The organism is Pseudomonas sp. NBRC 111123, assembly GCF_001320205.1.
In the GTDB taxonomy this organism is placed as follows: domain Bacteria; phylum Pseudomonadota; class Gammaproteobacteria; order Pseudomonadales; family Pseudomonadaceae; genus Aquipseudomonas; species Aquipseudomonas putida_J.
Genome location: NZ_BCAZ01000043.1, coordinates 17,033 through 39,916 on the forward strand (window position 1 = coordinate 17,033; position 22,884 = coordinate 39,916).

Here is a 22,884-nt window from a genome sequence, read left to right on the forward strand (position 1 = left end):
GCTCCTCAGAGGTTCACGCAGATGGCGGGGTGTGCCCCGCTCAGATTTCGATGTAGCGCTCAGGGGGTTGATGCAGGCTGATTCCCGCGTCATACAGCAGGTTGACCAGCTCGACGATCATGATTGCCGACAGCCCCCAGATCTTGTACTCACCATAGCGATAACTGGGCACGTACCAGCTACGGCCCTGGTAATCGATACGGTGGGTGTGGTCACGCGGGTCCTGGCGGAAGAATTCCAGCGGCACGCTGAAGACTGCCGCGATTTCGGCATCGTTGGCACGGTATTCGACGAAATCCGGGATCAAGCCGACGAACGGGGTCACTTTCAGGCCGTGCAGGGAAATCAGCGGGCTGAGCGGGCCGATTACCTCCACCAGGCCGGGTGGCAGGCCGATTTCTTCTTCGGCCTCGCGCAATGCGGTAAATACCAGGTCCGGGTCTTCCGGGTCGCGGCGGCCACCGGGAAAGGCGACTTCGCCGCCGTGGGTCGACAACCCCTTGGCACGCAAGGTCAAGACAAGCTCGGGTGCTTCGCTGCGGGTAATGGGCAAAAGTACCGCCGCCTCGGGGAACCGTCGGTCGGTTTCCAGTGAAGCCGGTTGGTGGTTGCTCATTCGGCGAAGTAGCTCGTCCAGCATTGTGCACTCTCGTTTCCAAAGCCTGCCGTGCATGATGCACCAAAAGCCGCGAAGCACCCAAGCCCCACACGCTTGCGGCAGCCCGGCCTGACGCGCCAAGATAACCCGGTCTACAGGGAAGAAAAGCATGAAATTCTGCAGCGCGTGCGGCCAGCCGGTCATTCAGCGGATCCCCGAAGGCGACAGCCGCCTTCGGTTCGTCTGCGAACATTGCCAGACCATCCACTACCAGAACCCCAACATCGTCGCCGGGGTGCTGCCCAGCTGGGGTAGCCAGGTGCTACTGTGCCGCCGCGCCATCGAACCGCGCCGCGGCTTCTGGACGCTACCCGCCGGCTTCATGGAAAACGGCGAGACCCTCGACCAGGCCGCCCGTCGCGAAACGGTCGAAGAGGCCTGTGCCCGGGTCGGGGATATGGCCCTGTACCAACTGTTCGACCTGCCGCACATCAACCAGGTGCATGTGTTCTTCCGCGCCGAGCTGGCCGACCTCGATTTCGCCGTCGGGGTCGAAAGCCTGGAAGTACGGTTGTTCGAGGAACACGAAATACCGTGGGGCGAGCTGGCTTTCCGCACCGTCACTCGCACACTAGAATGCTATTATCGCGACCGCATCAGGCAGCACTACCCGATTGGCCATGAATACCTGCCGCCGATGAATGTTTCGCCCACCACTTAAGCTCGCAGGTACTGCTTCATGCGTTGGTTGTTCGCCCTATTCTGCCTTTGCGTTACCACGGTGTCCCAGGCGGCCTTCACCGAAGTCATCATTCGCAAGCCGCAACCGCCCGTGCCGGCCCAGTCGCAGTCCCAGGCGGCCATGCAACCGCTGATCGACAAGGTGCTGGTGATCAAGTCCGAGCGGCGCCTGCAGCTGATCAGCCGCGGCGAGCCGCTGAAGACCTACCGCATCTCCCTGGGCAAACAGCCCAAGGGGCCGAAGGAACGCGAAGGCGACAAGAAAACCCCAGAAGGCCTTTACTGGCTGGACTGGCGCAAGGAAAGCGACCGCTTCAACCTGGCCATGCACATCACCTACCCGAACGTCAGCGACGCCGCCCGCGCCACCCGCGAAGGCTGGAGTGCCGGCAGCATGATCATGATCCATGGCACGCCGATCAACGATGACTACCCCGAGTGGTACTTCCACACCCTCGACTGGACCGACGGCTGCATCGCCATGCGCAACCGCGACATGCAGGAAGTGTGGGACCTGGTCCGTGATGGCACCTTGATCGAGATTCGCCCCTGATAGTCCTACATTCAGATTGAGCTTGTAGGACCTTTCATACTTCAATTGCACACCCGCCCTACGCCCTGCTGAAGCCGGAGACTGCATCCAAGCGAAGGCATCAATTCTTAGCATCCCCGCAAACGAGTACGTGATTCGTACACCACTTGCGGGGATGTTCCATGCCATGCCGATTCCGCCACATCGCCAGCAGGCTGCTTGCCCGGTGCCTCTCTGGCCTGCTGGTCACCTATACGGCCCTGGCTGACGACCCCGCCAGCCTGCACCTGCGCGACCAGCAGCAGTCACTGCGCCAACTCGAACAGCAACAGCGGCTCAAGCGCTGGCAGCTACCTACCTCGCCCGAGAGCCGCGAGCAGGCCCCCACCCTCACGGCCAACAGCCAGTGCTGGGCCGTATCCGGCCTGCGCATCATTGGCAATCGTCAGCTTGCGGATCAGGCACTTGAGCCCGCCCTGCGCGAGCGGGTGCTGCCCTGCATGGGCATCGATGACATCAATCGCCTGCTCAGGGGCATCACCCAGTTGTATGTCAGCGCGGGCTTTCCGACCAGCCGACCCTACCTGCGCCAGCCGCCTCGGGATGACGCACCACTGGATATCGTGATCGTCGAAGGCTTTGTCGAGTCCATCGAGCTCGCTGGCCCGGCGTTACCCCTGTCACTGAGCGGCGCCTTCCCCGGCGTACTGGGCCACCCCCTGTACTTGCCCGACCTGGAGCAAGGGCTCGACCAACTCAACCGCCTGCGAGCCTATGAACTGGGCATGGACCTGCTGCCGGGCGAGCTGCAGGGTGGCACCCGGGTGGTGGTGCAACCGCAGAGGGCTGGCTCGCGATGGCACCTGGACAGCCGCCTGGACAACCGCGGCAGTGAACTCACTGGCCGCCACCGCCTGAACCTGAGCCTTGGCCTGGACAGCCCGCTGAGGCTGAATGACGACCTGCGTGTTTCACTGCTGTCCAACGTCTTCCGCGCCCCCGGCCAGACCCAAGGCATCACGCTGTATTACAGCGTTCCTTACGGTCCCTGGACCTTTGCCCTCAACGCCAGCCAACTAGCCTACGACGCCCCGCTGCCCCACAGCCGGCAAACCAGCGAAGGCAGCAGCAGCTACCAAGGCCTGAGCGTCGAGCGGGTGCTGTGGCGCAACCAGCAAGGCCTGCTCAGCGCCAGCACAAGGCTGGACCGCAAGCAGTTGATCAACCGCAGCGCTGGCGCCGTTGTCACCCAGCAAAGCCCGACGCTCACCAGCCTCGAGGCTGGCATCAACCTGCTGTGGCTCGAAGGTGGGCTTTGGAACGGATATGTGGGCATTGCCCAAGGCCTGGACTGGTTCGGTGCCGATGAGTCGCCACTGGGCGTAGAGCGCCTGCGCCCAGACTATCGCAAGTACCGCGCCAGCCTGCTGCACCTGCGCCAGGGGCCGGCGAACGCGCCTTGGCGCTGGCAAAGCGAACTGGCCCTGCAGTACAGCAGTGACGCGCTGCCTGCCGTCGAACAACTGCTGGTCAGCGACGATTCGACCGTACGGGGCTTTCGCCTGCGCACCTACTCCGCTGCCAGCGGTGCAGCCTGGCGCAACACCTTCAGCCAACCCCTGCCAACGAAGTGGGCTCAGCCCCTGCAGATACGCCCTTATTTCGGGCTGGATGTGGGGTGGGCCCGGCCAGCCGCTGGCAAGCCCTCGCAACGCCTGGCAGGCGCAGCCGCCGGCATCGAGCTGAGCCTGCCCGACACTCGACTGCGCCTGGACTACCAACGCGCCCTCTACACCAGCGACCTGCCTCGCTCCGGACTGGAGCCTGGCTTCTGGGTACTGGAATGCACCTTGAGCCTCTGATTCCCCACAACAAAGAGAACGAGAACATGCATAAACGCTCGCCGTTACCGTCTACTCGCCCGGATACCTTACGCTGGGCCATCTTCCTCGCGCTGCTCGGGCCCACCAGCGCTTTCGCGCAAGGGGGCCTGGAGGCCGCCAGCGGCCCCGCAGGCACCCCTATCATCAACAACGATCACGGCGTACCGGTGATCGACATCGTCCCACCCAACGCCAGTGGCCTGTCGCATAACCAGTTCCTCGACTACAACGTCGCACAACCCGGTGTGGTGCTGAACAACGCCCTGCAGGGCGGCCAGTCGCAACTGGCCGGCGCACTGGCCGCCAACCCGCAATTCCAGGGCCAGGCGGCGTCGACCATTCTCAACGAGGTGATCAGCCGCAATGCCTCGCTGATCGAAGGCCCGCAGGAAATCTTCGGCCGCCCCGCCGACTACATTCTCGCCAACCCCAACGGGATCACCCTCAATGGCGGCAGTTTCATCAACACCACCCGCGCAGGGTTCGTGGTCGGCACACCTGAATTGCAGGATGAGCAGTTGCAAAACTTCAACACATTGAATGCCGGTGGCACTTTACAGGTGCTGCAGGGCGGCCAGAGCAATGCCGAGGGTGCGCTTGAGCTCATTGCCCCCAAGGTGGACCAGCAGGGCTTGCTCATGGCCAAGGGTGACCTCAACGTGACCGTTGGCCGCAATCGCATCGCCCATGCCGATGGCCAGGTCCTCGAACACCTGCCGGGCACCCCGTCGAGCATCGACGCCAACCTGTTCGGCGCCATGCGCGCCGGGCGTATTCGGGTGGTCAGCACCGCCGAAGGTGCCGGGGTACGCATGGGGCCGGTAAAGGCCAAGGCTGACAGCGGCATCGCCATCCACTCGGCTGGCTCATTGCACGTCAGTGGCGAGGCCGACCAGCCTGCCGAACTGCACAGCGAACGCGGCAGTTTGCAGCTTACAGCCGCCGATGACCTGACGTTGAGCGCCGTCGACGGCAAGGCCGAGCATATCGAAGCCAAGGCTGGCAAGCAGCTCACCCTGGACGCCAAGACCCGTGAAAACATTGGCCACGACCGCGACAGCTGGAACAAGAAGTTCCTGTTCATCACCCGCGAAACCTACAGCCGCAACAGCACCACCACCGAGCGCCAGCAACGCGGTGTGCAATTGGAAGGCAGCGACAGCATCACGCTGCAGTCCGGCGCCAACATGCGCCTGGTCGCCGCCCAGGTGAAGGCAGGTGGTGACGTAACCCTCGACAGCGGCGCCAACCTGGACATCGCCGCCGGTATCGACAGCACGCAGTTCAAAGAGCAGGTGCGCCATCGCAAGGACCTCTGGCGCGGTGATAGCGACACCGACACGTACACAGAGCGCGCACGGCCCAGCGCATTGAGTGCCCAACGCATGACGGTCAAAGCCAAAGACACACTAACCGTCGAAGGCAGCAGCCTGCATAGCCGCAGCGACATGGACATCAACGCCAGGCGAGTCGAGGTCGGCACAACCGCCCTGCAGCAACGCAGCAACGACAGCAACTACCGTGGCGACCTGGTCTCCGGGACCTTCTTCGGCGATCGCAAGGGCAACGACACCGAAGGCCGCAGCGTTGCCGGCAGCAGCGTCACCGCCGGTGGCAAACTGAACATCCACGCCGACCAGGTCAGCATCAAGGGCAGCACCGTGCACGGCAAGGAGGATGCCGTGCTGTACAGCGAAAAAGGCGCACTGGCCATCGAAGCCGACCATGGCAGTACCCGCTCCACCAAACGCGCAAGCGACAGCAAGCTGTTCGGCCTGATCGGCAGCGACCACGAAAACACCACAAGGCAACAGCAGGTGCTGGTCAGCGATGTCAGCTCGTCCAGCAACCTGCGCCTGGCCAGTGCCGATGAGCTGCGCATCCAGGGGGCCAAGGTCGAAGCCGGCGCGCATCTGCAGGTCGAAGCCAAGGGCGATGTGCTGATCGGCAGCGCACAAACGGTCCAGGAAAGCGAAACCCGCGATCGGCAACGTGGCTTGACTGCCAGTGCCCGGCAAACCCAGAACGCCGAAGACGGCAAGCCGGAGTCGCGCCAGTACGCGGCAGGCGTGGCCTATGAAGTGAGCACTCGCCACGAAAAGGTGCGCGACACCACGCAGGTTGCCAGCGAGCTGAAGGGCGCCACGGTTGGCCTGGCCAGCGAGGCACACCTGCAGGTCAACGGTTCCACAGTCCAGGCCAGTGCTGGCGACCTCGACGTGAAGGCCAGGCAATTGACACTGGGCGCCACCCGCAATGAGCGCGAATCGACCACCCGCGCAAGCCAGAGCGGCGGTGGTTTGACCGTCACGGGCGGCATCGACCGCCTGGGTAGCCTGTTCGAAGGCCATCACAACAGCAGCGTGGTCACCGAACGCGACAGCAAGGCCCAACGCAGCGAGCTGCAGGCCAGTGGCAACCTGAAGCTCGAAGCGGACGAACTGGTTACCGAAGCCGCACGGGTCACTGCCGGCGATACCCTCAAGGTCTTTGCCAAGCGCATCGACAACCGTGCGGTCCAGGACACCCACGAGCGCGAAGAACTACGCAGCGAGTGGTCCGGCAGCCTCGGCGCCAGTGTCGAATACCGTGACCTGACCCGGCCGATTGAACGGCTGGTGCAGGGCGAAGAAGCCGCACGCTTCCAGCAGGCATCGCCCGAAGACGCGATGGCGGCGCCCAGCGTCGGCGCCGACATGACCGTGGAGCACCTCAAGCGCCTGGAGAACCAGCGCCGAGGCATCGCCCAGGTCAGCGAGCTGTCTGGCGCGAAAGTCGAGGCCAAGGCCGAGAGGATCGACGACGAAGGTACCGCTTGGCGTGCAGAGGCCGGCAAATTGCAGATCGATGCCCAGGAGCATACGGTGCGCGCCGCCGAAAACACCCAGGAGGACAGCGTGCAGCGCTTGGCCTATGGCGGTGACCTGCGCGTGGACACCAGCGCTGGAAGTGACGTGAACGTGCGCGCCGCAGGCAAGGGGGGCTCGCTGGACAAACACGCCACGGCCAGTACCGCAGTGCCCGGCAGCCTGTATGGGCAACAGGGCATCCAGGTCCAGCTGGGAAGCGATGGCCGCTATGAAGGCACACGCATGAACGGTGGCGAAGGCAAAGTGGTCATCCACAGCGCTGGCAGCCTGTCGTTGACCCAGGCCAGCGACCACGCCGAGCAACTGACCCGCCAGCTTGACGGCAACGCGTGGGCCAAGGTCGGCAACCGCCCTGGCAGCACCGGCTTCGACGGCCGCGGCTATCTCGACAACACGCAGCAGCTGGCCGAGCAAACCAAGGCTCGCGTGGCACAGATCGACGCCAAGGGTGAGGTACGCCTCAGCAGCGTGGGTGATCTGTCGCTCGAAGGCACCCGTATTGGCAATCGCGAGGCCAAGGCCGGCGGCATTCTCGTGCACAGTGACGGTCGCCTGCAGGTCAAGGCAGGCAACGACACCCAGCAAGCTGCAGGCGGCAAACTCGGCGGTGGCCTGGAGCTGGCAGGCAAGAGGGGCGACACCAAAGGCGGTGGCATCGGTGGCCATTTCACCCATGGCAAGCAGGATGAAAACTCCCGTCAGGCTGTCGATGCCCAATTCGCCAGTGCCGGCAAGCTGACCCTCAGCAGCCGCGCTCGCGAAGACATTGCCCTGCACCTTCAAGGCCTGCAGGCATCAGCCGAGCAGATCGAACTCGATGCGTCCCGCGGCGGCATGCTGATCGAGGCTTCTTCCAATCAGGAGCAGCGCAACAACCTCGACATCAGCGCCGGGGCCGGTTTCAACATGGCCACAGGTACCCCCCACACCCGAGGCCTGCATGGCCGCGCCAAGGTCGAGCTGGACAAGCGCGACAACCAGACCTGGAACGCCAGCAACTTGCGCGCCGAAACCATCGACCTGCAAAGCCGTGGTGATACCCGTATCGAAGGTGCCAGCCTGGAAGCCGGGCGCATCACCGGCGCGATCGATGGCGACCTGCGCATCGCCAGCCGCAAGGACAGCGTCGACAGCCTGACAGTGAAGGGCGATGCACGCCTGAGCCAGGAAAAGAACCCGCAGGGTTACGTCAACGCCGCCACCTCGCTGGCCGGGCCACTGGGTGGCAAGGTCAAGGAAAAAGCCGGCTCGGCGTTGAGCAAGGCCGACCCAGGCTTCTCGCCGACCTTCAGCCTTGAGGTGTCGCATGTGCAGCGCGACAGTGTGGCGCAACAGGCGGTTCTCAAGGGCAGTGACGGTGTCGAGTTGAAGGTGGGGGGCGAAGCACAGCTGGTTGGCGCACGCCTGCAGTCGGCCAAGGGTGCGGTAGCGCTCGATGCCGGCTCGGTGAGCCAGGAAACCTTGAGTGGCAATGATTACCGTCGGGATGTATCGATCGATGCGTCCAATTCGCCGGTTGACCTGGGCACGGCGATTGCCGAGATGGCCAAGGGTAAGGGGGCTGCAGATGGCGAGAATGCGCTGGACCTGGGGTTGCTGAGGACCAGTGGGCATAGCCGGAGTGAGCAGTGGGTTTCCAGTGTGCAGGGTAAGGTGAAATAAGGGGGGAGGCGCGCAGGTGCCTGCCTTGAGATGTTCAGCGCCTGTAAGATCGAGCGCCGCCCGCGCGGCGCATCGCGGATAAATCCGCTCCTACATCTGTTGCAACGTGCCACGCCTGTAAGGCCATGGTTGTCAGCCGGTTTACACGGCTCAAGTCATGCGCCAAGGCTGGCAACCATGGCGTAACAGGTTCGGCACGTTGCAACAGATGTAGGAGCGGATTTATCCGCGATGCGCCGCGCGGGCGGCGCTCGATCTTACAGGCGCTGAACATCTCAAGGCAGGCACATGGTGGCCCTCCCCCAATCCCTCACCCAACCTACCAACGCACCTCGCGCCGCCCCACCAGGGCCTGCGGCCCCAACCACTGCACGCCTCGCAGCAACGGCGTCAGCGCCGCCTCACTCTGCAAGTCGAACATCACCTGAGCCTTACGCCCCGCAAGGTCAGCATCCAGCTTCAGCTCATGCTGCCCCTGCTGCGCCAATTGCCCACGCAAACGCCAGCCAGCGCGGCAATCCATTTCCACCCAGCCCTGCCCCAACCCCAGCGACCATGGCTCACTCAAGGCCAAGTCAGTAACACTCAGCCGCCCTTCGCTACTGCGACACTGGCGCCCCGCGCCCTGCAAGCGCAGCCCCCCTTGCCACTGCCCGGCCAGGCGGTAATCCGTCAGCACTGTTGCCTGGGCGGCCAATGCCGCAGCTTCCAGCCGCCAGCGCCATGGCCAGCCTTCGGCGCGCAATTGCCAGGCCTGGCCCTGGAAACCGAGCTGTGCATCGGCCTGCATGCGCCATGGCCGCAATGCCCAGCGCAGCGGCCCGAACGGCCCCAACTGCTGTGCCTGGCCATGCCACAAGCTGCCGCTGACATCACGTGCCGGCAGGCCAACTCCGCGCGCCACCCAAGCGGCCGGCAACTCCACCAGCAAGGTCAAGGAGAACACCATCACGCACCACAACAGCCCGCGACGGTTCATGGCTGCAGCACCAGGTCCAAGCGCAGGCCCTTGGTATCCTGCTCAAGCCCCCACTGCAAAGGCTGCACACCTTCCGCACGCAGGCTTTGCAACCAGCCCTGCAACACACGCTCATCCGCTACCTGACCCCGCAGTTGCCAGTTTTTGCCTTGCACATCGACGTCAGTCAGATCGATTCGCCGGGCCTGGGCTGACTGGCGCAAGCGCTCCAGGCTCACACCCGGGCCGCCCTGAATGTTTGCGGCTTGAGCTGCCAGTTCGCGCCACAGGCTCAGGTCACGCCATTGCGCCAGGCCTTCACGCACGGCCAACAAGCCCAGCAGGCAGCCAATCAGGGCCCATGCCAGGCGCAGGCGATGACGCTGTATCCAGGCCCGATTCATGTGGCTGCTCCCAGGTCGAACACCACCTGCCCGTCCTGTACCTGCACAGCAGCGCCCACAGCGCTGGCCATCTCGGTCCACGGCGGCGCGGCGCCATCGCCATCCAGGCGCAGGTGCCAACGTTGGCCATCGAAACGCACGGCACGCAGGCGCCAGGACGGGTGCTCATGCAGCCACGCTTGCAGACGTGCCTGCAGGTCTTCGAGCTGACGTTCGCGCAAATGCTGTTGCAGTTCGGTTTCCCGCATACGCTTGAGGGCCTGCGCCGCTTGCCGGGCGCTGGCCTGTTCTCCGGTCACCGCCAGCACCTGCGCACGCCAGGTTTGCGCCTGCCGCCATTGCTGGCCCAGCCAGAGGCCGGCCCACACAGAGGCCAGCATCAGGCAAGCGACAAGCAAGCGCAGTTGTTGCGGCGATACCCGTGATAGGGAACGCGCCCGGCGGGGCCGATCAAACAGGCTGGGCAATGTGTCGAGTGCCGCCAATGAGCTGGGCCAAGTGCTGGTCACCCCGTGCTTGTGCAGGCCCGACCAAGGCTGCTGCGGCAGCTCGCCCAACGCTGCGGGCCAGGCCAGCCAATGTTCAACTCCGTCCTCGCCCCGCCCTTTGCAAAGGGAGACGTCCGCTGTGCGCTGCCATTGCCATGCGCTGCCCGGCTCGGGAGTGGGCAGCAGCTGGAACTCGGCCCAGCAGCACTCGACCTGCAGCCCCCACTCGGCACATTGCTCGCGCCACGGCTCCAGCAATCGACGCTCCACCGCCATCAGGTGCAATTGCCCTGCCTGCCGTGAAAGGCAGGCACATAGCACTTCATCCGGGTTCTGCAGCAAGCGGTCCTCCAGCAACAACGGCCACTCGTCACGCTTGATCCCGGGAGGCGCAGCCAGCTGAAACTGGCTGCAACATTCGCCAGGGACGATCAGTGCCACCCGTGCCTGCAGGTTCGCCGGTGGCTCGCCCTGCCCTTGGCGCTGGGTGACACCTGCCTCGACCAGTAGCCAGTCCCAGACTTCGCCCGGGCGCAGCAGTAACCACGGTCGCGCTGGCGTAGCGCGGCGCCATTCAAACGTCATGAACGCCCCCAAGGGAGGATGAAGGTGCAGACATAGGGTGCTCCATCACGCTGCAATTCCAGGCGCACGCCACGGCCGGGGTGCGCGGGTTGGTCGGAGGGCCAGGGCAGCCAGCGACCACCCTGGTGGTAAAGAATATTGATGGCGCTGACACGCGGCAGTTGCTCGCGCAGCACCCAGCGCGGCTCGCTGGCGGCGTAGAGATCGGCGGAGCTCTCCAACAGCAGGCGCTGATCACGCACATCAAAGCGCACGCGCTGGCGTTGCAGGCGCGAGCCGCCTTCGGCCTCGGGCAAGGCGGCGGCGGCCACCCACAGCAACTGCTGGCGGTCGGCCTGCCAGTCGAACCAGCGACTGGCCAGGGGCAGACGCTGTTCATACAGGCGGCGCAACACCGGGCTGTCGAAGCGCCGTTCCAGGGCCAGACAGAACTCCAGCACGCTGGTTTCCTGCGTGTTTACCTGTAGCCGCTCGCGCACCTTGAGCCAGCCGTTGACCAACGCCGCCAGCATGACCCCGAGCAGCGCGGTCAGGGCCATGGCCACCATCAGTTCGATTAGCGTCAGGCCCGCCTGACGCCGTTTCAGGGGCAGACACTGCCCCCCTGCGGTTGCGGGTTCACCCGCGAACACCGGCAAAGCCGGTGCCATGCACCGCGATGCCTGCTTCGCGGGTAAAACCGTTCCCACAAGGTCCGCGCAAGTTTCACGAGCGTTGCCAATCATGGCTGCTCCAGAAACAGGGTGTACTGCCCTAACGGCACGCGCTGGTCGCGGTCGGCATACAGCTGCAGCTCGCCACGGCGCAGGTCGCGCACGCCGGTGCGGCGCAGCTGCATTTGCCAATGGCAGGCTTGGCCACCTTGACTGAGTACGCCATCGACCTGGTTGCTGGCCGGCCAATACTGCTCGACGGCAAAGCGCGCCTGCAGCTCCCGAGCGCAGAGCACGCCCAGACGATGCTGCTGCACGTTGGCCTGCACCGCCAGGCGCTGGCGCAACACCTGGCTGGTGATGACCGCCAGCACCGCAGCGATCGCCAGGGCCACGGTCACTTCCAGCAAGGTGAACCCGCGCTGCTTGCGTCTCATGGCGCCATCGCCACACGCAACTGGCCGTCACGGCCCCACTCCCAACGCTGGCGGCCTTGCGCCCAGCGCCAGTGCACCGAGCCCGGCTGCGCCCAGCCCTGCGGCGTGAACAGAACACGTGGCTGCGCGCTGGCCGGCCAGTCAGGGCGCAGGCCCTTTGGCCAATCAAGCGGGGCGCCTGCCTCGACCACCCAGCCGTCGCCTTCACGGCGCACGAACTCCGGTCGCTGACCGGTCCAGCGCAGCCCACGCAGTTGCCCGGCATGCCGGGCCAGCGCCGCCTGGCTGCGGGTTTCCACGGCCAGCCGTTGCAGCGCCTGGTCGACGCTGGCCTTGCCACTGTCGAGCCAGGCCACCGCCATGCCGGTCATGAGCCCAGCAATCGCCAGAACCACCAGCAATTCGAGCAGGCTGAAGCCACGCTGGTCGCGCATCGGTCACAACGCCCAGTTACCAAGGTCAGCATCCTGGCCTTCGCCACCGGGCACCCCATCGGCGCCCAGCGAATACACATCGACCCGCCCATGCTCACCGGGCATGCGGTACTGGTATGGGGTGCCCCATGGGTCTTCCGGCAGGCGGCGCACATAGCCGTCGCTGCGCCAGCTGCGTGGCAGGGGCTCCTGGGTCGGTTTTTTCACCAGCGCGGCCAGTCCCTGTTCGTTGCTGGGGAAGCGCAGGTTGTCCAGGCGGTACATGTCCAGCGCCTGCTCCAGGGTCGCCAGGTCGGCCATGACTTTCTGTTTCATGGCCTTGTCCTGATTGCCCAGCACGCTGGGCGCGACCACGGCGATCAGCAGGCCGATGATGAAGATCACCACCATGATTTCCATCAGGGTGAAGCCGCGCTGGCGGTTGCGTCGATGCTGCATGGAAGTACTCCTTGTTTTCACAGTTGCAGGCCCTGGTTGAGTTGCATGATCGGTAACAGCACCGCGAGCACGATGAACAGCACCACGGCGCCCATCACCAGGATCATCAGGGGTTCGAAAAGCGCCATGGCGGTGTCCACCTGGCGGGCAAAACCGCGCTCCTGGTCGTCGGCGACGCGTTCGAGCATGTCGGCCAAGGTGCCGCTGGCCTCGCCGCTGCCGACCATGTTCACCAGCAATGGCGGGAACTGTTGGCTGGCATCCAGGGCGCGGTGCAGGCTGGTGCCGCCCTGCACCTGCTGGCGCACTTGCTCCATGGCCAGGCGAATGCGCCGGTTGCCAACGGTTTCGGTGGCCACCTGCAACGCTTCGAGCAGGGCCACGCCACTGCTGCAGAGGATCGCCAGGCTGCGTGCCAGGCGGGCGCTTTCCAGCACCTGCAGCAATAGGCCGATGCGCGGCAGGCGCAGCAGCAGTTCGTCGCGGCGCAGGCGCCACTGCGGCGTGCGCAGCAGCCAGCTGCCCAGCACGCCGAAAGCCAGCGCCAGCCCTAGCAGCCACGGGCCTGCATGCACCAAGCCCTGGCTCAGGCCGATCAGCAGCGAGGTGATCAACGGCAGGCTCTGCCCGGCGTGGGCGAACTGTTCGGTGAGCTTGGGCACGACGAAGGTCATCAGGCCGACCACCACTGCCAGCGACACGCCCATCAGCACGCAGGGGTAGATCAGTGCGGTGCGCGCCTTGTGCTGCTGGCGCTGCACCTGCTCGAGGTGATCGGCCAGCCGGGTCAGCACCTGGGCCAGGCGCCCGGAGCGCTCGCCGGCCTCGACCAGCGCGCAGTACAAACCGGTAAAAGGCGCCCCTTGACGGGCAAGGCTGCGGGCTAGGCCGAGGCCTTCAGCCAGCGAGCCGCGCAAGGCCACCAACACGCCATGCAAGGCCGGTTCGCGCAGTTGCCGTTCAAGCGTGGCCAGCGCATCGACCAGCGGGATACCGGCACCGGTCAGGGTTGCCAGCTGGCGGGTCAGCTCGCACAGCTGGGCCCGGCTCAGGCGTTGGCGGCGCGGTTGGCGGCTGCCGGCTTCATGCCGTTGCAGTTGCCGCGGGAACAAGCCCTGCTCGCGCAGCAGCTGGCGTGCATGGCGTTCGCTGTCAGCCTGCAGGCTGGCTTTGTGGGTCTTGCCGGCGAGGTCGACGGCTTGGTAGCGAAAGGTCGGCATCGGTCAGCCCTGCACCACACGCAGCACTTCGGCCAGGCTGGTTTCGCCGCGGGCCAGGCAGTCGCTGGCCATCGCCACCAGGCTTTGCCGGCGCTCGGCCAGGTAATCCTGCATGGCCAGTTCGCTGGCACCGTCGTACAGCAGGCCGACCAGGCCGGTATCCAGTTCGATGAATTCATAAAGCCCCAGGCGGCCGACATACCCGCTGCCCTGGCAGTGCTCGCAACCGACCGCGTGATAGCTGCTGTGCAGTGCCGCCAGTTCCGGCCACAGGGCGCGTTCGGCCGGCTGCAAGGGTTGCGCAACCGCACACTGGCACAGCCGCCTGACCAGCCGCTGGGCCAGCACACCGCGAAGGCACGAGGCGATCAGGAACGGCTCGATGCCCATGTCGCGCAAGCGCGTGACTGCACCCACCGCGCTGTTGGTGTGCAGCGTCGACAGCACCAGGTGGCCAGTGAGGCTGGCCTGCACGGCGATCTGCGCGGTCTCTTGGTCGCGGATTTCACCCAGCATGATCACGTCCGGGTCCTGGCGCAGAATGGCGCGCAGGCCACTGGCGAACGTCAACCCCGCACGTGGGTTGATGGCGGTCTGGCCAATGCCGGCGATGGCGTATTCCACGGGGTCCTCGACGGTGAGGATGTTACGGCTGCCGTCATTGAGGCTGTTGAGGCTGGCGTACAGCGTGGTGGTCTTGCCCGAGCCGGTCGGGCCGGTGGACAGGACGATGCCGTTGGGCCGCGCCAGGCAACTGCGCAAGCCCTGCAGCACGGCAGCGGGCATGCCCAAATTGCCTAGCGCCAGCAGGCTGGCCTGCTTGTCGAGCACCCGCATCACCACACGCTCACCGTGGATGCCAGGCAGCGTCGACACCCGCACGTCCACTTCCCGACCTGCCGCGCGCAAGGTGATGCGGCCATCCTGAGGCTGGCGTTTCTCGGCAATGTCCAGCCGTGCCATGACTTTGATCCGCGACACCAGCATCGCCGACAGTGCCCGCGGTGGCCGCAGCACCTCGCGCAGGTGGCCATCGACGCGCAAGCGCACCACCAGGCTCTGCTCGAAGGTTTCGATGTGAATGTCCGAGGCACGCAGCCGCAGCGCCTGGCCGAACAAGCCGTTGATAAGGCGGATCACCGGGGCTTCGTCGTCGCTTTCGAGCAAGTCCTCGATACGCGGCATTTCGCTCATCAGGCTGTCGAGGTCGACCTGCTCGCCGATACCTTCGATCAGCGCTTCGGTCGCGCCTTGGCCGGCTTCATAAAGCTGGCCAAGGCGCTTGTCGAACTCCGCAGGCTCAAGGTATTCCAGCGCCATGGGCCGGCCATGCACGCGCAGCAATTCCTGCAGCTGGTCGCTGTCGGCGTCGCTGCGCAGCCACAGCTGCCAGCCTTCTTCAGCCGCAGCCATGGCCAACCCGGCCTGCCGGGCCAGCCGATAAGGCAACATCACCAGTTACCGCCTTCAAGGCGCGCACGGCTGGCGGGGAACACCTGCAGCAACGGCGTGCCCTCGGCCAGGTCGGGCAACTGCAACGGCGTGGTCTGCTGCAAGGTGCGGTATTTGTCTTCGCTCAGGCCTGCCAGGCTCGGCCCATCGCGCAGGATGCGCGGGCGGATGAACACCATCAGGTTCTGCTTGGTGTTCTTGCTGGCATCGGAACGGAACAGCCGGCCCAGGCCGGGAATGTCACCCAGAAACGGCACGCGCTGGTCGCTGGTGCTGAGTTCGTCGCTGATCAGCCCGCCGAGGATGACCAGGCCGTTGTCTTCGACCATGACCTTGGTCTTGATCTCGCGCTTGTTGGTGATCACGTCGCTGGCGGCCCTGGAATCGGCAATCGACGAGACCTCCTGGACGATGTCCAGGCGCACGCTGTTGTCGATGTTGATCTGCGGCTTGATGCGCAGTTTCACGCCGACTTCCTTGCGCTCGATGGTCTGGTAAGGGTTGGCGTTGTTCTGGGTGACCGAGCCGGTCACGAAAGGCACCTCCTGGCCGACCAGGATCGACGCCTCGGCGTTGTCCAGGGTCAGCAGGGTTGGTGTCGACAACAGGTTGAAGCCGCTCTTGCCCTTGAGGGCGTTGATCAACATGGCGAAGTTGAAACCGCCGCCGATATGGCCAAAGCCGGCCGTAGCCCCGGCGGTGGACGACAGCAGGTCACCCAGTGCCTCGTTGTCGCCACTGGCGGCAGCGCCGGCGATGTTGGCAATGTTTACCCCGTTGCTGCCGAAGTTGACGATGCCGGCGCCGAACTTCTCATCGGCGAACAACCACTGCACGCCCAACTCCTGGGCGCGGCTGTCGGACACCTCGGCGATGATCGCCTCGACCACCACCTGGGCGCGGCGGATGTCCAGCTGTTCGACGATCGAGCGGTAGGCCGCCAGTTCGCTGTCGGGGCCGACCATGACCACGGCATTGGTGCCTTCTTCGTATTCAAGACGGATGCCGGAGTCGCTGGCGGCAGCCATCACCGGGCGCTCCTTGCCCTCTCCTTCGCCTGCCGCTTCGCCAGGCACTGCGCCTTCCTGGCTGAGGCCGCGCAGCACCTTGACCACTTCAGCCGCATTGGCGTGGCGCAGGTACATGACCTGGGTATTGCTGTTGTGCTGGTTGTCGCTGGGGCGGTCGAGCTGGCCGAGCAATGCCCGCACCCGCTCGGTGCTGCCGCGTACCAGCAAGGCATTGCTGCGCGGGTCGGCGACCACTTGCGTGCTGTCGACGCCTTGCTCGCGGGCCAGCAGGCGGGTGAGCAACTGGGCGGTGTCGACAGCGCTGGCATGGCGCAGCGGCATTACCTGCAGCGGCTCGTCACTGACCTGGTCGAGCTGGCGCAGCAGGCTGTCGATGCGTTGCAGGTTGCTGCGCCAATCGGTGACCACCAGCAGGTTGGCCGCGGGGTACGGCGTGATCACGCCAACGCGGGGGTCGATCAGCGGCTTGAGGATGCCGAGCATCTGTTCGCTGGCGGCATTGCGCACATTGAACACCCGGGTGGCCACACTATCGCTGCCCTCGCCTTGTTTGCCCGCTGGCTCGACCGGCACCGGCTCCAGGCGTGCGGCCTGGTCAGGAACGATCTTCACGCTGCCGTTGGGCAGGTCGACAGCGGCGTAGCCCTGAGCGCGCAGCTGGGCGAGGAAGATGTCGTAGATGGCATCGGCATCGTGGCGGTCGACGGTGCGCACGGTGACCTTGCCCTTGACCCGCGGGTCGACGATGAAGGTGGTGCCAGTGATGCGCGACACGCTGTTGATGAATTCGCCCAGTTCGGTGTCGACGAAGTTCACCTCGTACAACGGCGTGCCGTTGTCATCGAAGGTTTCCGGCTCTTCTGCCCAGGCGAGTGACAGGCCCAGGCTCAAGGCCGCAGCCACGCAGTATCTGGCAAACATCATTCATCCTTGGCGCTTGAAGCCGGTCACGGCGGGGCGTGGCGGCCAGGGCAGGCGTTCGCGCCGCCCCTGGTTGTCGAAAATCAGGCCATCGGCGTCGATGTCCTGCAATACGATGCCGGGTGCCAGGCGCTGCCCACGGCCGAGTGTGCGCACCTGCTGGCCGTAGCGCAGCACTACCACACTGGCCGACAGCGGTTGGGCCTTGAGGCCGCCGAGGTACTGCAAAGGCAGGCGGGTGATGGCGATTGCGCCGTCATCCGCGGCGGGCTGCCAGTGGCCAATCAGCAGGCCTGGCAGCGGGGTAGCGGCGACCTGCGCCGGGCTGGCCGGCTGCGGCTGGCGCCCCAGCTGCAGCACGCATTGGGCGGCCAGCCAGCCGGCCAGGGTCAGCAGGCCGCCGGTCATCACGCGTGAAACCAGGCTCACGAAACAGCCTGCCGCGGGTGCCAGCCTGGGTGGCCTTGCACGTAGCGCACCTCGGGCAGTTGCAGTGCTGCCAGCTGCCAGTCGGCCTTCTGCCGCGCCAGCCAGCCCTCGACACGTTGCCACAGGGGCTCGCCCGCCCGGGCTTCGAATTGCAGGCCAAAGGTGCGGCACTGGCCCTGCAGCGCTTCGACACCAGTGATGCGCTTGCCTTGCGGGCTGTAGCTCACACGCCAGGCCTGACCCTGCCAGCGCGGCAGGTCCTGGCTGTTGTCGAGCAGCAGCGGGTCACCAAACAGTTGCTCGGCGGCGTTCTCCAGCACCTGTTCGACTTGCCGGGCCGGGGCCTCGACTACCGGTGCAGGGTAACCACCGGTCAGGCTGATCAGGTGCTCGCGGGTAATGGCTTCGCCCGCCGCCAGCGGGTAGTCGTAGCGCAGGCCTGGCAGTAGCACTGGCATGCTGCCGTCATCAGCCAAAGCCTGGTGCAGCAGGCGGTCCCAACTGCCGCCACGGGTGTCGCGCCGCCACAGGGCCTGCGGCGCGTGCGCCAGTGGCTGGTCGAGCCATGCCGCGTGGCCGGCACGTTGCTGGTGCAGTTCATCCCGCAACTGGCTGGCGCGCATCTGCGCGGCGGGGGCCAGGTAGCGCTCAAAAGCCGGGAAGAATTGCCCGTCGAACTGCCATTGCCCGGCGACCTGCTGGCAACGTAAACGGAATGCACCGCTACCACGGCAGCCGGCGAACAGCACCGGCACCCGCCGGCCACTGGCCTGGGTGGCCTGTACCGGTGCTGGCCACAGGTCTTGGCCACGGGCACAAAGCAGTACGTCGACTTCTGTCAGCCGCTCAGCCAGCCACAGGCCTGGCCCGGTGCCGACATCGGCCATCGCCACGACCAGGTCGGCCTGGCGACGGGCCTGCTCGAAGGTCGGCAGCAGTGACTGGTACCACTGTTTCAGCGAGGCTTTCTGGTCCTGGGCGTACGGGTCTGTGACGCCGACCACAGCGATGCGCGCACCACCGCGGTCGAAGACGTGCAGGGCCTCAAGGTTCAGCGACTTGCGCTGATCGCCCGTGAGCCCGGCAGCGAGGGTGATAGCGGAAGACTGGCGGTAAAGCGCCGCGCTGCGCTGGGGCCAGAGCACGCGTTCATCGCTGCTTACCCGCGCCTCGCTGCCCAGCAACTGGCTGCCTTGTACACCGCTTTCGCCCTGGGTGAGGTAGGCCAGGCCACTGCCGTTCCAGCCTTGGCCATTCTCCAGGGTCAGGCTGTTGCCCGGCCCGGCTTCGCCACGCAGTTGCTCCAGCAACGCCGCAAGCACGGCATAGCCGCCCAGCTTGACGCCCGCCGCCTGGTTGGCATCGAGCAAAGGCGCCAACCGAGGGTAAGCCAGGCTGGCACTTGACCCCGTCATCCACGGCGCCCGGCCCAGGTGGCTGACCGGGCCCAGACGCGTGGCCGGCACGACTGGCAGGCCCGGTTGGCGTGCGTCGAGGGTGTCGGCGACGTACAGCAGATCCACACGGGCGCTGCCTCCCCCCTGCCCTGGCAACGCAGAGCAGGCGCCGAGCAACGGTGCCAGCGCACCGACACCCATCCAGCTGATCAATTCGCGCCTGTTCACACTGCTTGCCATCGGGCCCGCCATCCTTATCCGAGTTCTCGTTGGGCCCGGATGTTGCGGCGTTGGCATGACAGTTTAATGGCAAAAATCCGACAATCATTCCAGATTGATCTGACTTTATTTGCAATAAGAACTTACAGTTTTAAAAACCCGTTAATAATTCTGCCAATGAATCATCACAGTAGCGCCCTAAAGTCGCGGTTTCCTCTAACTCAGCCACTACAAGGACACCCTGATGAGTCGAGATACCGGCGATAACCTGGACCGCAACCACAGCGGCAACCTGCCGATGGCCAGCGTCATGGACGCTTACCTGAGCCGTCGCAGCGTGATGCGCGGCAGCCTGGGCGCCGCCATTGCCATGATTGCCGGTACCGGCCTGACCGGCTGCTTCGACAGTGGTGGCGGCTCCGATGACGATCCGGGCACAACCGAGCCACCGGTGACTCAACCGCCTGTGACCGAACCCGAAGAGCCAAAACTGGCCTTGGGCTTCCAATCCATCCCAGGCTCGCGCACCGACGCCTGCGTGGTTGCTGCCGGCTACAGCGCCTACGTGCTGGCCCCTTGGGGCACGCCGCTGAACAGCAACGGCAACCCGTGGAAATCGGACGGCAGCAACACCTCGACCGACCAGGCCAATGCCATGGGCATGCACCACGACGGCATGCACTTTTTCCCGATCAACGGCAGCTCTGAAGACGGCCTGCTGGCGATCAACTTCGAATACATCGACACCGCTGCCCTGCACCCCAACGGCCCGACCACCGACGCCAGCGGCAAGCGCCCGGCCGAAGAAGTGCGCAAGGAAATCAACGCCCACGGCGCTGGCGTGGTACGCCTGCAGAAGGTCAACGGCCGCTGGCAGGTAGTCGATAACGACCCGCTCAACCGCCGCTTCACTACCGCCTCGCGCATGGAGCTGACCGGGCCGCTGCGCGGCACCGACCACGTCAAGACCAAGTATTCGGCCGACGGCACCCACTGCCGCGGCACCAACAACAACTGCGGCAACGGCTACACCCCGTGGGGCACCTACCTGACCTGCGAAGAGAACTGGCCGGGCATCTTCGTCAACAAGGGCACCCGCCCGGAAGACCAGCGCCGCATCGGCGTCGGCACCTCCAGTGGCCAGTACAAGTGGGAAAGCGCTGCCGGTGACAGTACCGAAGTCGCCGATGAATTCGCCCGTTTCGACGTGACCGTCAAGGGTGCCGCCGCCACCGACGACTACCGTAACGAAGCCAGCACCTATGGCTACATCGTCGAGATCGACCCGTACAACAGCAGCACCCTGGCCACCAAGCGCACGGCCCTGGGCCGCTTCCGCCACGAAGGCTGCTGCCCGGGCCTGCCGGTGGTCGGCAAGCCGTTGGTCTGGTACATGGGCGACGACTCGAACAACGAGTACCTGTACAAGTGGGTTTCCGCGGCCGTGTGGGATGCCGCCGACGCCAACCCGGCCGACCGCCTGGCCACCGGTGCCAAGTACCTGGACCAGGGCAAGCTGTACGTCGCCCGCTTCAATGCCGACGGTACCGGCGTGTGGCTGCTGCTCGATGTGAATACCGCCACTACCGCTGGCAGCACCCTCGGTGCATTGTACGGTGACCTGGCAGGCATCATCCTCAACACCCGAGGTGCCGGCGATGCCGTGGGCGCCACGCCGATGGACCGCCCGGAGTGGACCGCCGTCAACCCGCTCAACGGCGATGCCTACCTGACCCTGACCAACAACAGCGCGCGTACTGCGCAAAAGGTCGATGCGGCCAACCCACGCGGCCCGAACCGCCACGGCCACATCATCCGCTGGCATGACAGCGACGACCAGCTGAGCTTCACCTGGGACATCTTCGTGTTCGGCGCCAACGCCGCCGGTACTGCCGACATCAACCGCTCGGGCCTGACCGAACTCAACCAGTTCGCAAGCCCCGACGGCATGAGCTTCGATAGCCGAGGCGTGCTGTGGTTCGAGACCGACAACGGCGAGACCACCCTCACCGACTACACCAACGACCAACTGCTGGCGGTGATCCCCACCGACCTGGTCGATGCCAGCGGCAAGCAGGTGCCAATCAATGCCCAGAACCAGACGGCCCTGCGCCGCTTCTTTGTAGGGCCGAACGGTTGCGAGGTAACCGGCATCAGCTTCACGCCGGACAACAAGACCTTGTTCATCAACATCCAGCACCCGGACAACTGGCCGTATACCGACAAGGCCACCGATGCCACTCCGGCCGGGGCCAAGGTACGGCCGAGGGCTACAACGGTAGTGATTCAGCGTAATGATGGCGGGGAGATCGGGACCGCCTGATTGATCTGTGCACCGAGGGCCGCTTTGCGGCCCTTTCGCGACGCAAGGCCGCTCCTACAGGATTTGTGCGATCCTTTGTAGGAGCGGCCTTGTATCGCGAATGGGCTGCAGAGCAGCCCCGGCAATCTCCAGCCTCACCAGGCCATCGGCTCACGGCTGCGCACCCGTACCTGTTGCGCCGGCACACGGGCATGCCACTGCACCACCCCTAAAGCCTCCACCTGAAACTCGCTGCGCATCACCCTGCCCTGCTCCTCGAACGACAGCTGCAACAGATAATGCCCACTGTTGAGCAGCAAGCCTTCGCTCAACCGCTCGAATGTCTCGTCATCCACTGCCCCCAGCGCCTGGCGCAATGCCGAGGCATCCTCATACCCCGACGCCGGCCGCCCGCTGACAATGCGGGCAAGCAACGAACGCGGGTAACGCCCCTCATACAACGCATCGAGCAACGGCAAGTGCTCCAGCCCAAGGGCATTGGCATTCAAGCGCCAGCCCGCGGTCTGCGGCAAGGCGCACAGCATCGGGTAGCGGCGCTGGCGTGCAGCGTCTGGCTCAAGCAGCAGGTTCAGCTCACTGGTATCGAGCATCGGCTGGTTGGCCGCCAGCCGCGGCGGTTGCTGGCGCAGGTACTGGGCGCTTTCGGCCCCCTGCAGGCGGGCATCGCTGTCACTGTCGAGCCAGTCGGCCAGTGCATCGACCAGGCGCTCGGCGGCCATGTCGTCCCCCAGCAGGTGCTTGAGCTGGCGCTCGGCGCGCTCGCCGTCGGCCCCCAGCAGCGCATTCACATTGAAGCAGGTGTGCTGGTCACGCACCCGTAATTGCGCCTGCCCGGCACCGAAATCGTACTTCAACGGTTGCCCGCGCAAGGCTTGCCAGAACAATGGGCTGAGCCGCCAGGCAGGGTCACGCAGGGCCTGCTCGGCATAGGCCAGGCCGGCCTGTTCCATCGCTCGCACCTGCACCCGCTGACGCAGCAACTGCACATCATCCACCTGCCGCCGGCCATCCTCCACCAACCAGGCCATGCCTGCGGCAAGCATGGCCAGCACCACCATCACCATCAGCAGTGCCGCGCCCTGCTGCCGCTTGCCACTCATCCCGCGCCCCCTCTTCAATCACCGAAAGGCGCCAGTCAACACGCGGGTTGTTGCAGTCAGGTTGCAATGGCCTTGCAGTCATGTTGGCGTCATCTGCAAGCGGCAGGAT

General features: G+C 65.3%; 19 protein-coding genes. 5 read left to right on the plus strand and 14 right to left on the minus strand.

The genetic code is table 11. The annotated features are described in order from the left end of the window. Positions 1 to 40: 40 nt before the first annotated feature. The gene (locus APH27_RS19805) at positions 41 to 640 is read right to left on the minus strand and encodes a CoA pyrophosphatase (protein WP_027920115.1); all 600 of its coding nucleotides are present in this window, start codon (positions 638 to 640) and stop codon (positions 41 to 43) included. A 127-nt stretch (positions 641 to 767) separates the two neighbouring features. Here APH27_RS19805 and APH27_RS19810 point away from each other — a divergent pair, with 127 nt between their 5' ends. From APH27_RS19810 to APH27_RS19825, 4 genes are all read left to right on the plus strand, one after another. Next, positions 768 to 1,319, plus strand: coding sequence for an NUDIX hydrolase (locus APH27_RS19810; RefSeq protein WP_027920116.1), 552 nt, complete (start codon positions 768 to 770; stop codon positions 1,317 to 1,319). 18 nt (positions 1,320 to 1,337) lie between these two features. Continuing rightward, positions 1,338 to 1,892 (plus strand): murein L,D-transpeptidase family protein, encoded by a 555-nt coding sequence (locus APH27_RS19815; RefSeq protein ID WP_060485695.1) that lies wholly within the window; start codon positions 1,338 to 1,340, stop codon positions 1,890 to 1,892. Between the two features lie 161 nt (positions 1,893 to 2,053). Next, on the plus strand, positions 2,054 to 3,733 hold the full coding sequence (locus APH27_RS19820; RefSeq protein WP_060485696.1) for a ShlB/FhaC/HecB family hemolysin secretion/activation protein: 1,680 nt from the start codon (positions 2,054 to 2,056) through the stop codon (positions 3,731 to 3,733). A gap of 26 nt (positions 3,734 to 3,759) precedes the next feature. After that, positions 3,760 to 8,286 (plus strand): hemagglutinin repeat-containing protein, encoded by a 4,527-nt coding sequence (locus APH27_RS19825; protein ID WP_060485708.1) that lies wholly within the window; start codon positions 3,760 to 3,762, stop codon positions 8,284 to 8,286. A 319-nt stretch (positions 8,287 to 8,605) separates the two neighbouring features. Here the strand turns inward: APH27_RS19825 and APH27_RS19830 are convergent, their stop codons facing one another. From APH27_RS19830 to APH27_RS19885, 12 genes are all read right to left on the minus strand, one after another. Beyond that, entirely contained in the window at positions 8,606 to 9,265 is a 660-nt protein-coding gene (locus APH27_RS19830; protein WP_060485697.1) for a type II secretion system protein N, read from the minus strand. Then, complete coding sequence (gspM, locus tag APH27_RS19835; RefSeq protein WP_027920121.1) at positions 9,262 to 9,648, minus strand: type II secretion system protein GspM; 387 nt, start codon at positions 9,646 to 9,648, stop codon at positions 9,262 to 9,264. Before gspM ends, APH27_RS19830 begins: the two co-directional genes overlap by 4 nt. Continuing rightward, positions 9,645 to 10,721: a type II secretion system protein GspL gene (locus APH27_RS19840; protein ID WP_060485709.1), complete on the minus strand. Its 1,077-nt coding sequence runs from the start codon at positions 10,719 to 10,721 to the stop codon at positions 9,645 to 9,647. The genes gspM and APH27_RS19840 overlap by 4 nt, the downstream gene beginning before the upstream one ends. Beyond that, the gene (locus APH27_RS19845) at positions 10,718 to 11,308 is read right to left on the minus strand and encodes a type II secretion system protein J (RefSeq protein ID WP_027920123.1); all 591 of its coding nucleotides are present in this window, start codon (positions 11,306 to 11,308) and stop codon (positions 10,718 to 10,720) included. The genes APH27_RS19840 and APH27_RS19845 overlap by 4 nt, the downstream gene beginning before the upstream one ends. Positions 11,309 to 11,442: 134 nt before the next feature. Further along, a complete protein-coding gene (locus APH27_RS19850; protein WP_027920124.1) occupies positions 11,443 to 11,811 on the minus strand; it encodes a type II secretion system protein GspI in 369 nt (122 codons plus the stop codon). After that, positions 11,808 to 12,245: a type II secretion system minor pseudopilin GspH gene (gspH, locus tag APH27_RS19855; RefSeq protein WP_060485698.1), complete on the minus strand. Its 438-nt coding sequence runs from the start codon at positions 12,243 to 12,245 to the stop codon at positions 11,808 to 11,810. Before gspH ends, APH27_RS19850 begins: the two co-directional genes overlap by 4 nt. Before the next feature lie 3 nt (positions 12,246 to 12,248). Next, the gene (gene gspG / locus APH27_RS19860; protein WP_060485699.1) at positions 12,249 to 12,683 is read right to left on the minus strand and encodes a type II secretion system major pseudopilin GspG; all 435 of its coding nucleotides are present in this window, start codon (positions 12,681 to 12,683) and stop codon (positions 12,249 to 12,251) included. 17 nt (positions 12,684 to 12,700) lie between these two features. Next, on the minus strand, positions 12,701 to 13,903 hold the full coding sequence (gene gspF, locus APH27_RS19865; RefSeq protein ID WP_060485700.1) for a type II secretion system inner membrane protein GspF: 1,203 nt from the start codon (positions 13,901 to 13,903) through the stop codon (positions 12,701 to 12,703). A 3-nt stretch (positions 13,904 to 13,906) separates the two neighbouring features. Further along, entirely contained in the window at positions 13,907 to 15,355 is a 1,449-nt protein-coding gene (locus tag APH27_RS19870; RefSeq protein ID WP_060485701.1) for a GspE/PulE family protein, read from the minus strand. Continuing rightward, entirely contained in the window at positions 15,355 to 17,307 is a 1,953-nt protein-coding gene (gene gspD, locus APH27_RS19875; protein WP_156335900.1) for a type II secretion system secretin GspD, read from the minus strand. Before gspD ends, APH27_RS19870 begins: the two co-directional genes overlap by 1 nt. A 3-nt stretch (positions 17,308 to 17,310) precedes the next feature. Next, positions 17,311 to 17,715 carry a pilus assembly protein PilZ gene (locus APH27_RS19880; protein WP_371262724.1) on the minus strand — a complete coding sequence of 135 codons (405 nt, stop codon included), beginning with the start codon at positions 17,713 to 17,715 and terminating at the stop codon, positions 17,311 to 17,313. Positions 17,716 to 17,732: 17 nt separating this feature from the next. Then, positions 17,733 to 19,373 carry a hypothetical protein gene (locus APH27_RS19885; protein WP_060485703.1) on the minus strand — a complete coding sequence of 547 codons (1,641 nt, stop codon included), beginning with the start codon at positions 19,371 to 19,373 and terminating at the stop codon, positions 17,733 to 17,735. A gap of 223 nt (positions 19,374 to 19,596) precedes the next feature. Here APH27_RS19885 and APH27_RS19890 point away from each other — a divergent pair, with 223 nt between their 5' ends. Further along, positions 19,597 to 21,675 (plus strand): PhoX family phosphatase, encoded by a 2,079-nt coding sequence (locus APH27_RS19890; protein WP_060485704.1) that lies wholly within the window; start codon positions 19,597 to 19,599, stop codon positions 21,673 to 21,675. Positions 21,676 to 21,809: 134 nt separating this feature from the next. On the opposite strand, the gene gspK is transcribed toward APH27_RS19890, so the two are convergent. Next, positions 21,810 to 22,775, minus strand: a complete 966-nt coding sequence (gspK, locus tag APH27_RS19895; protein ID WP_060485705.1) for a type II secretion system minor pseudopilin GspK — start codon at positions 22,773 to 22,775, stop codon at positions 21,810 to 21,812. Positions 22,776 to 22,884: the final 109 nt, after the last annotated feature.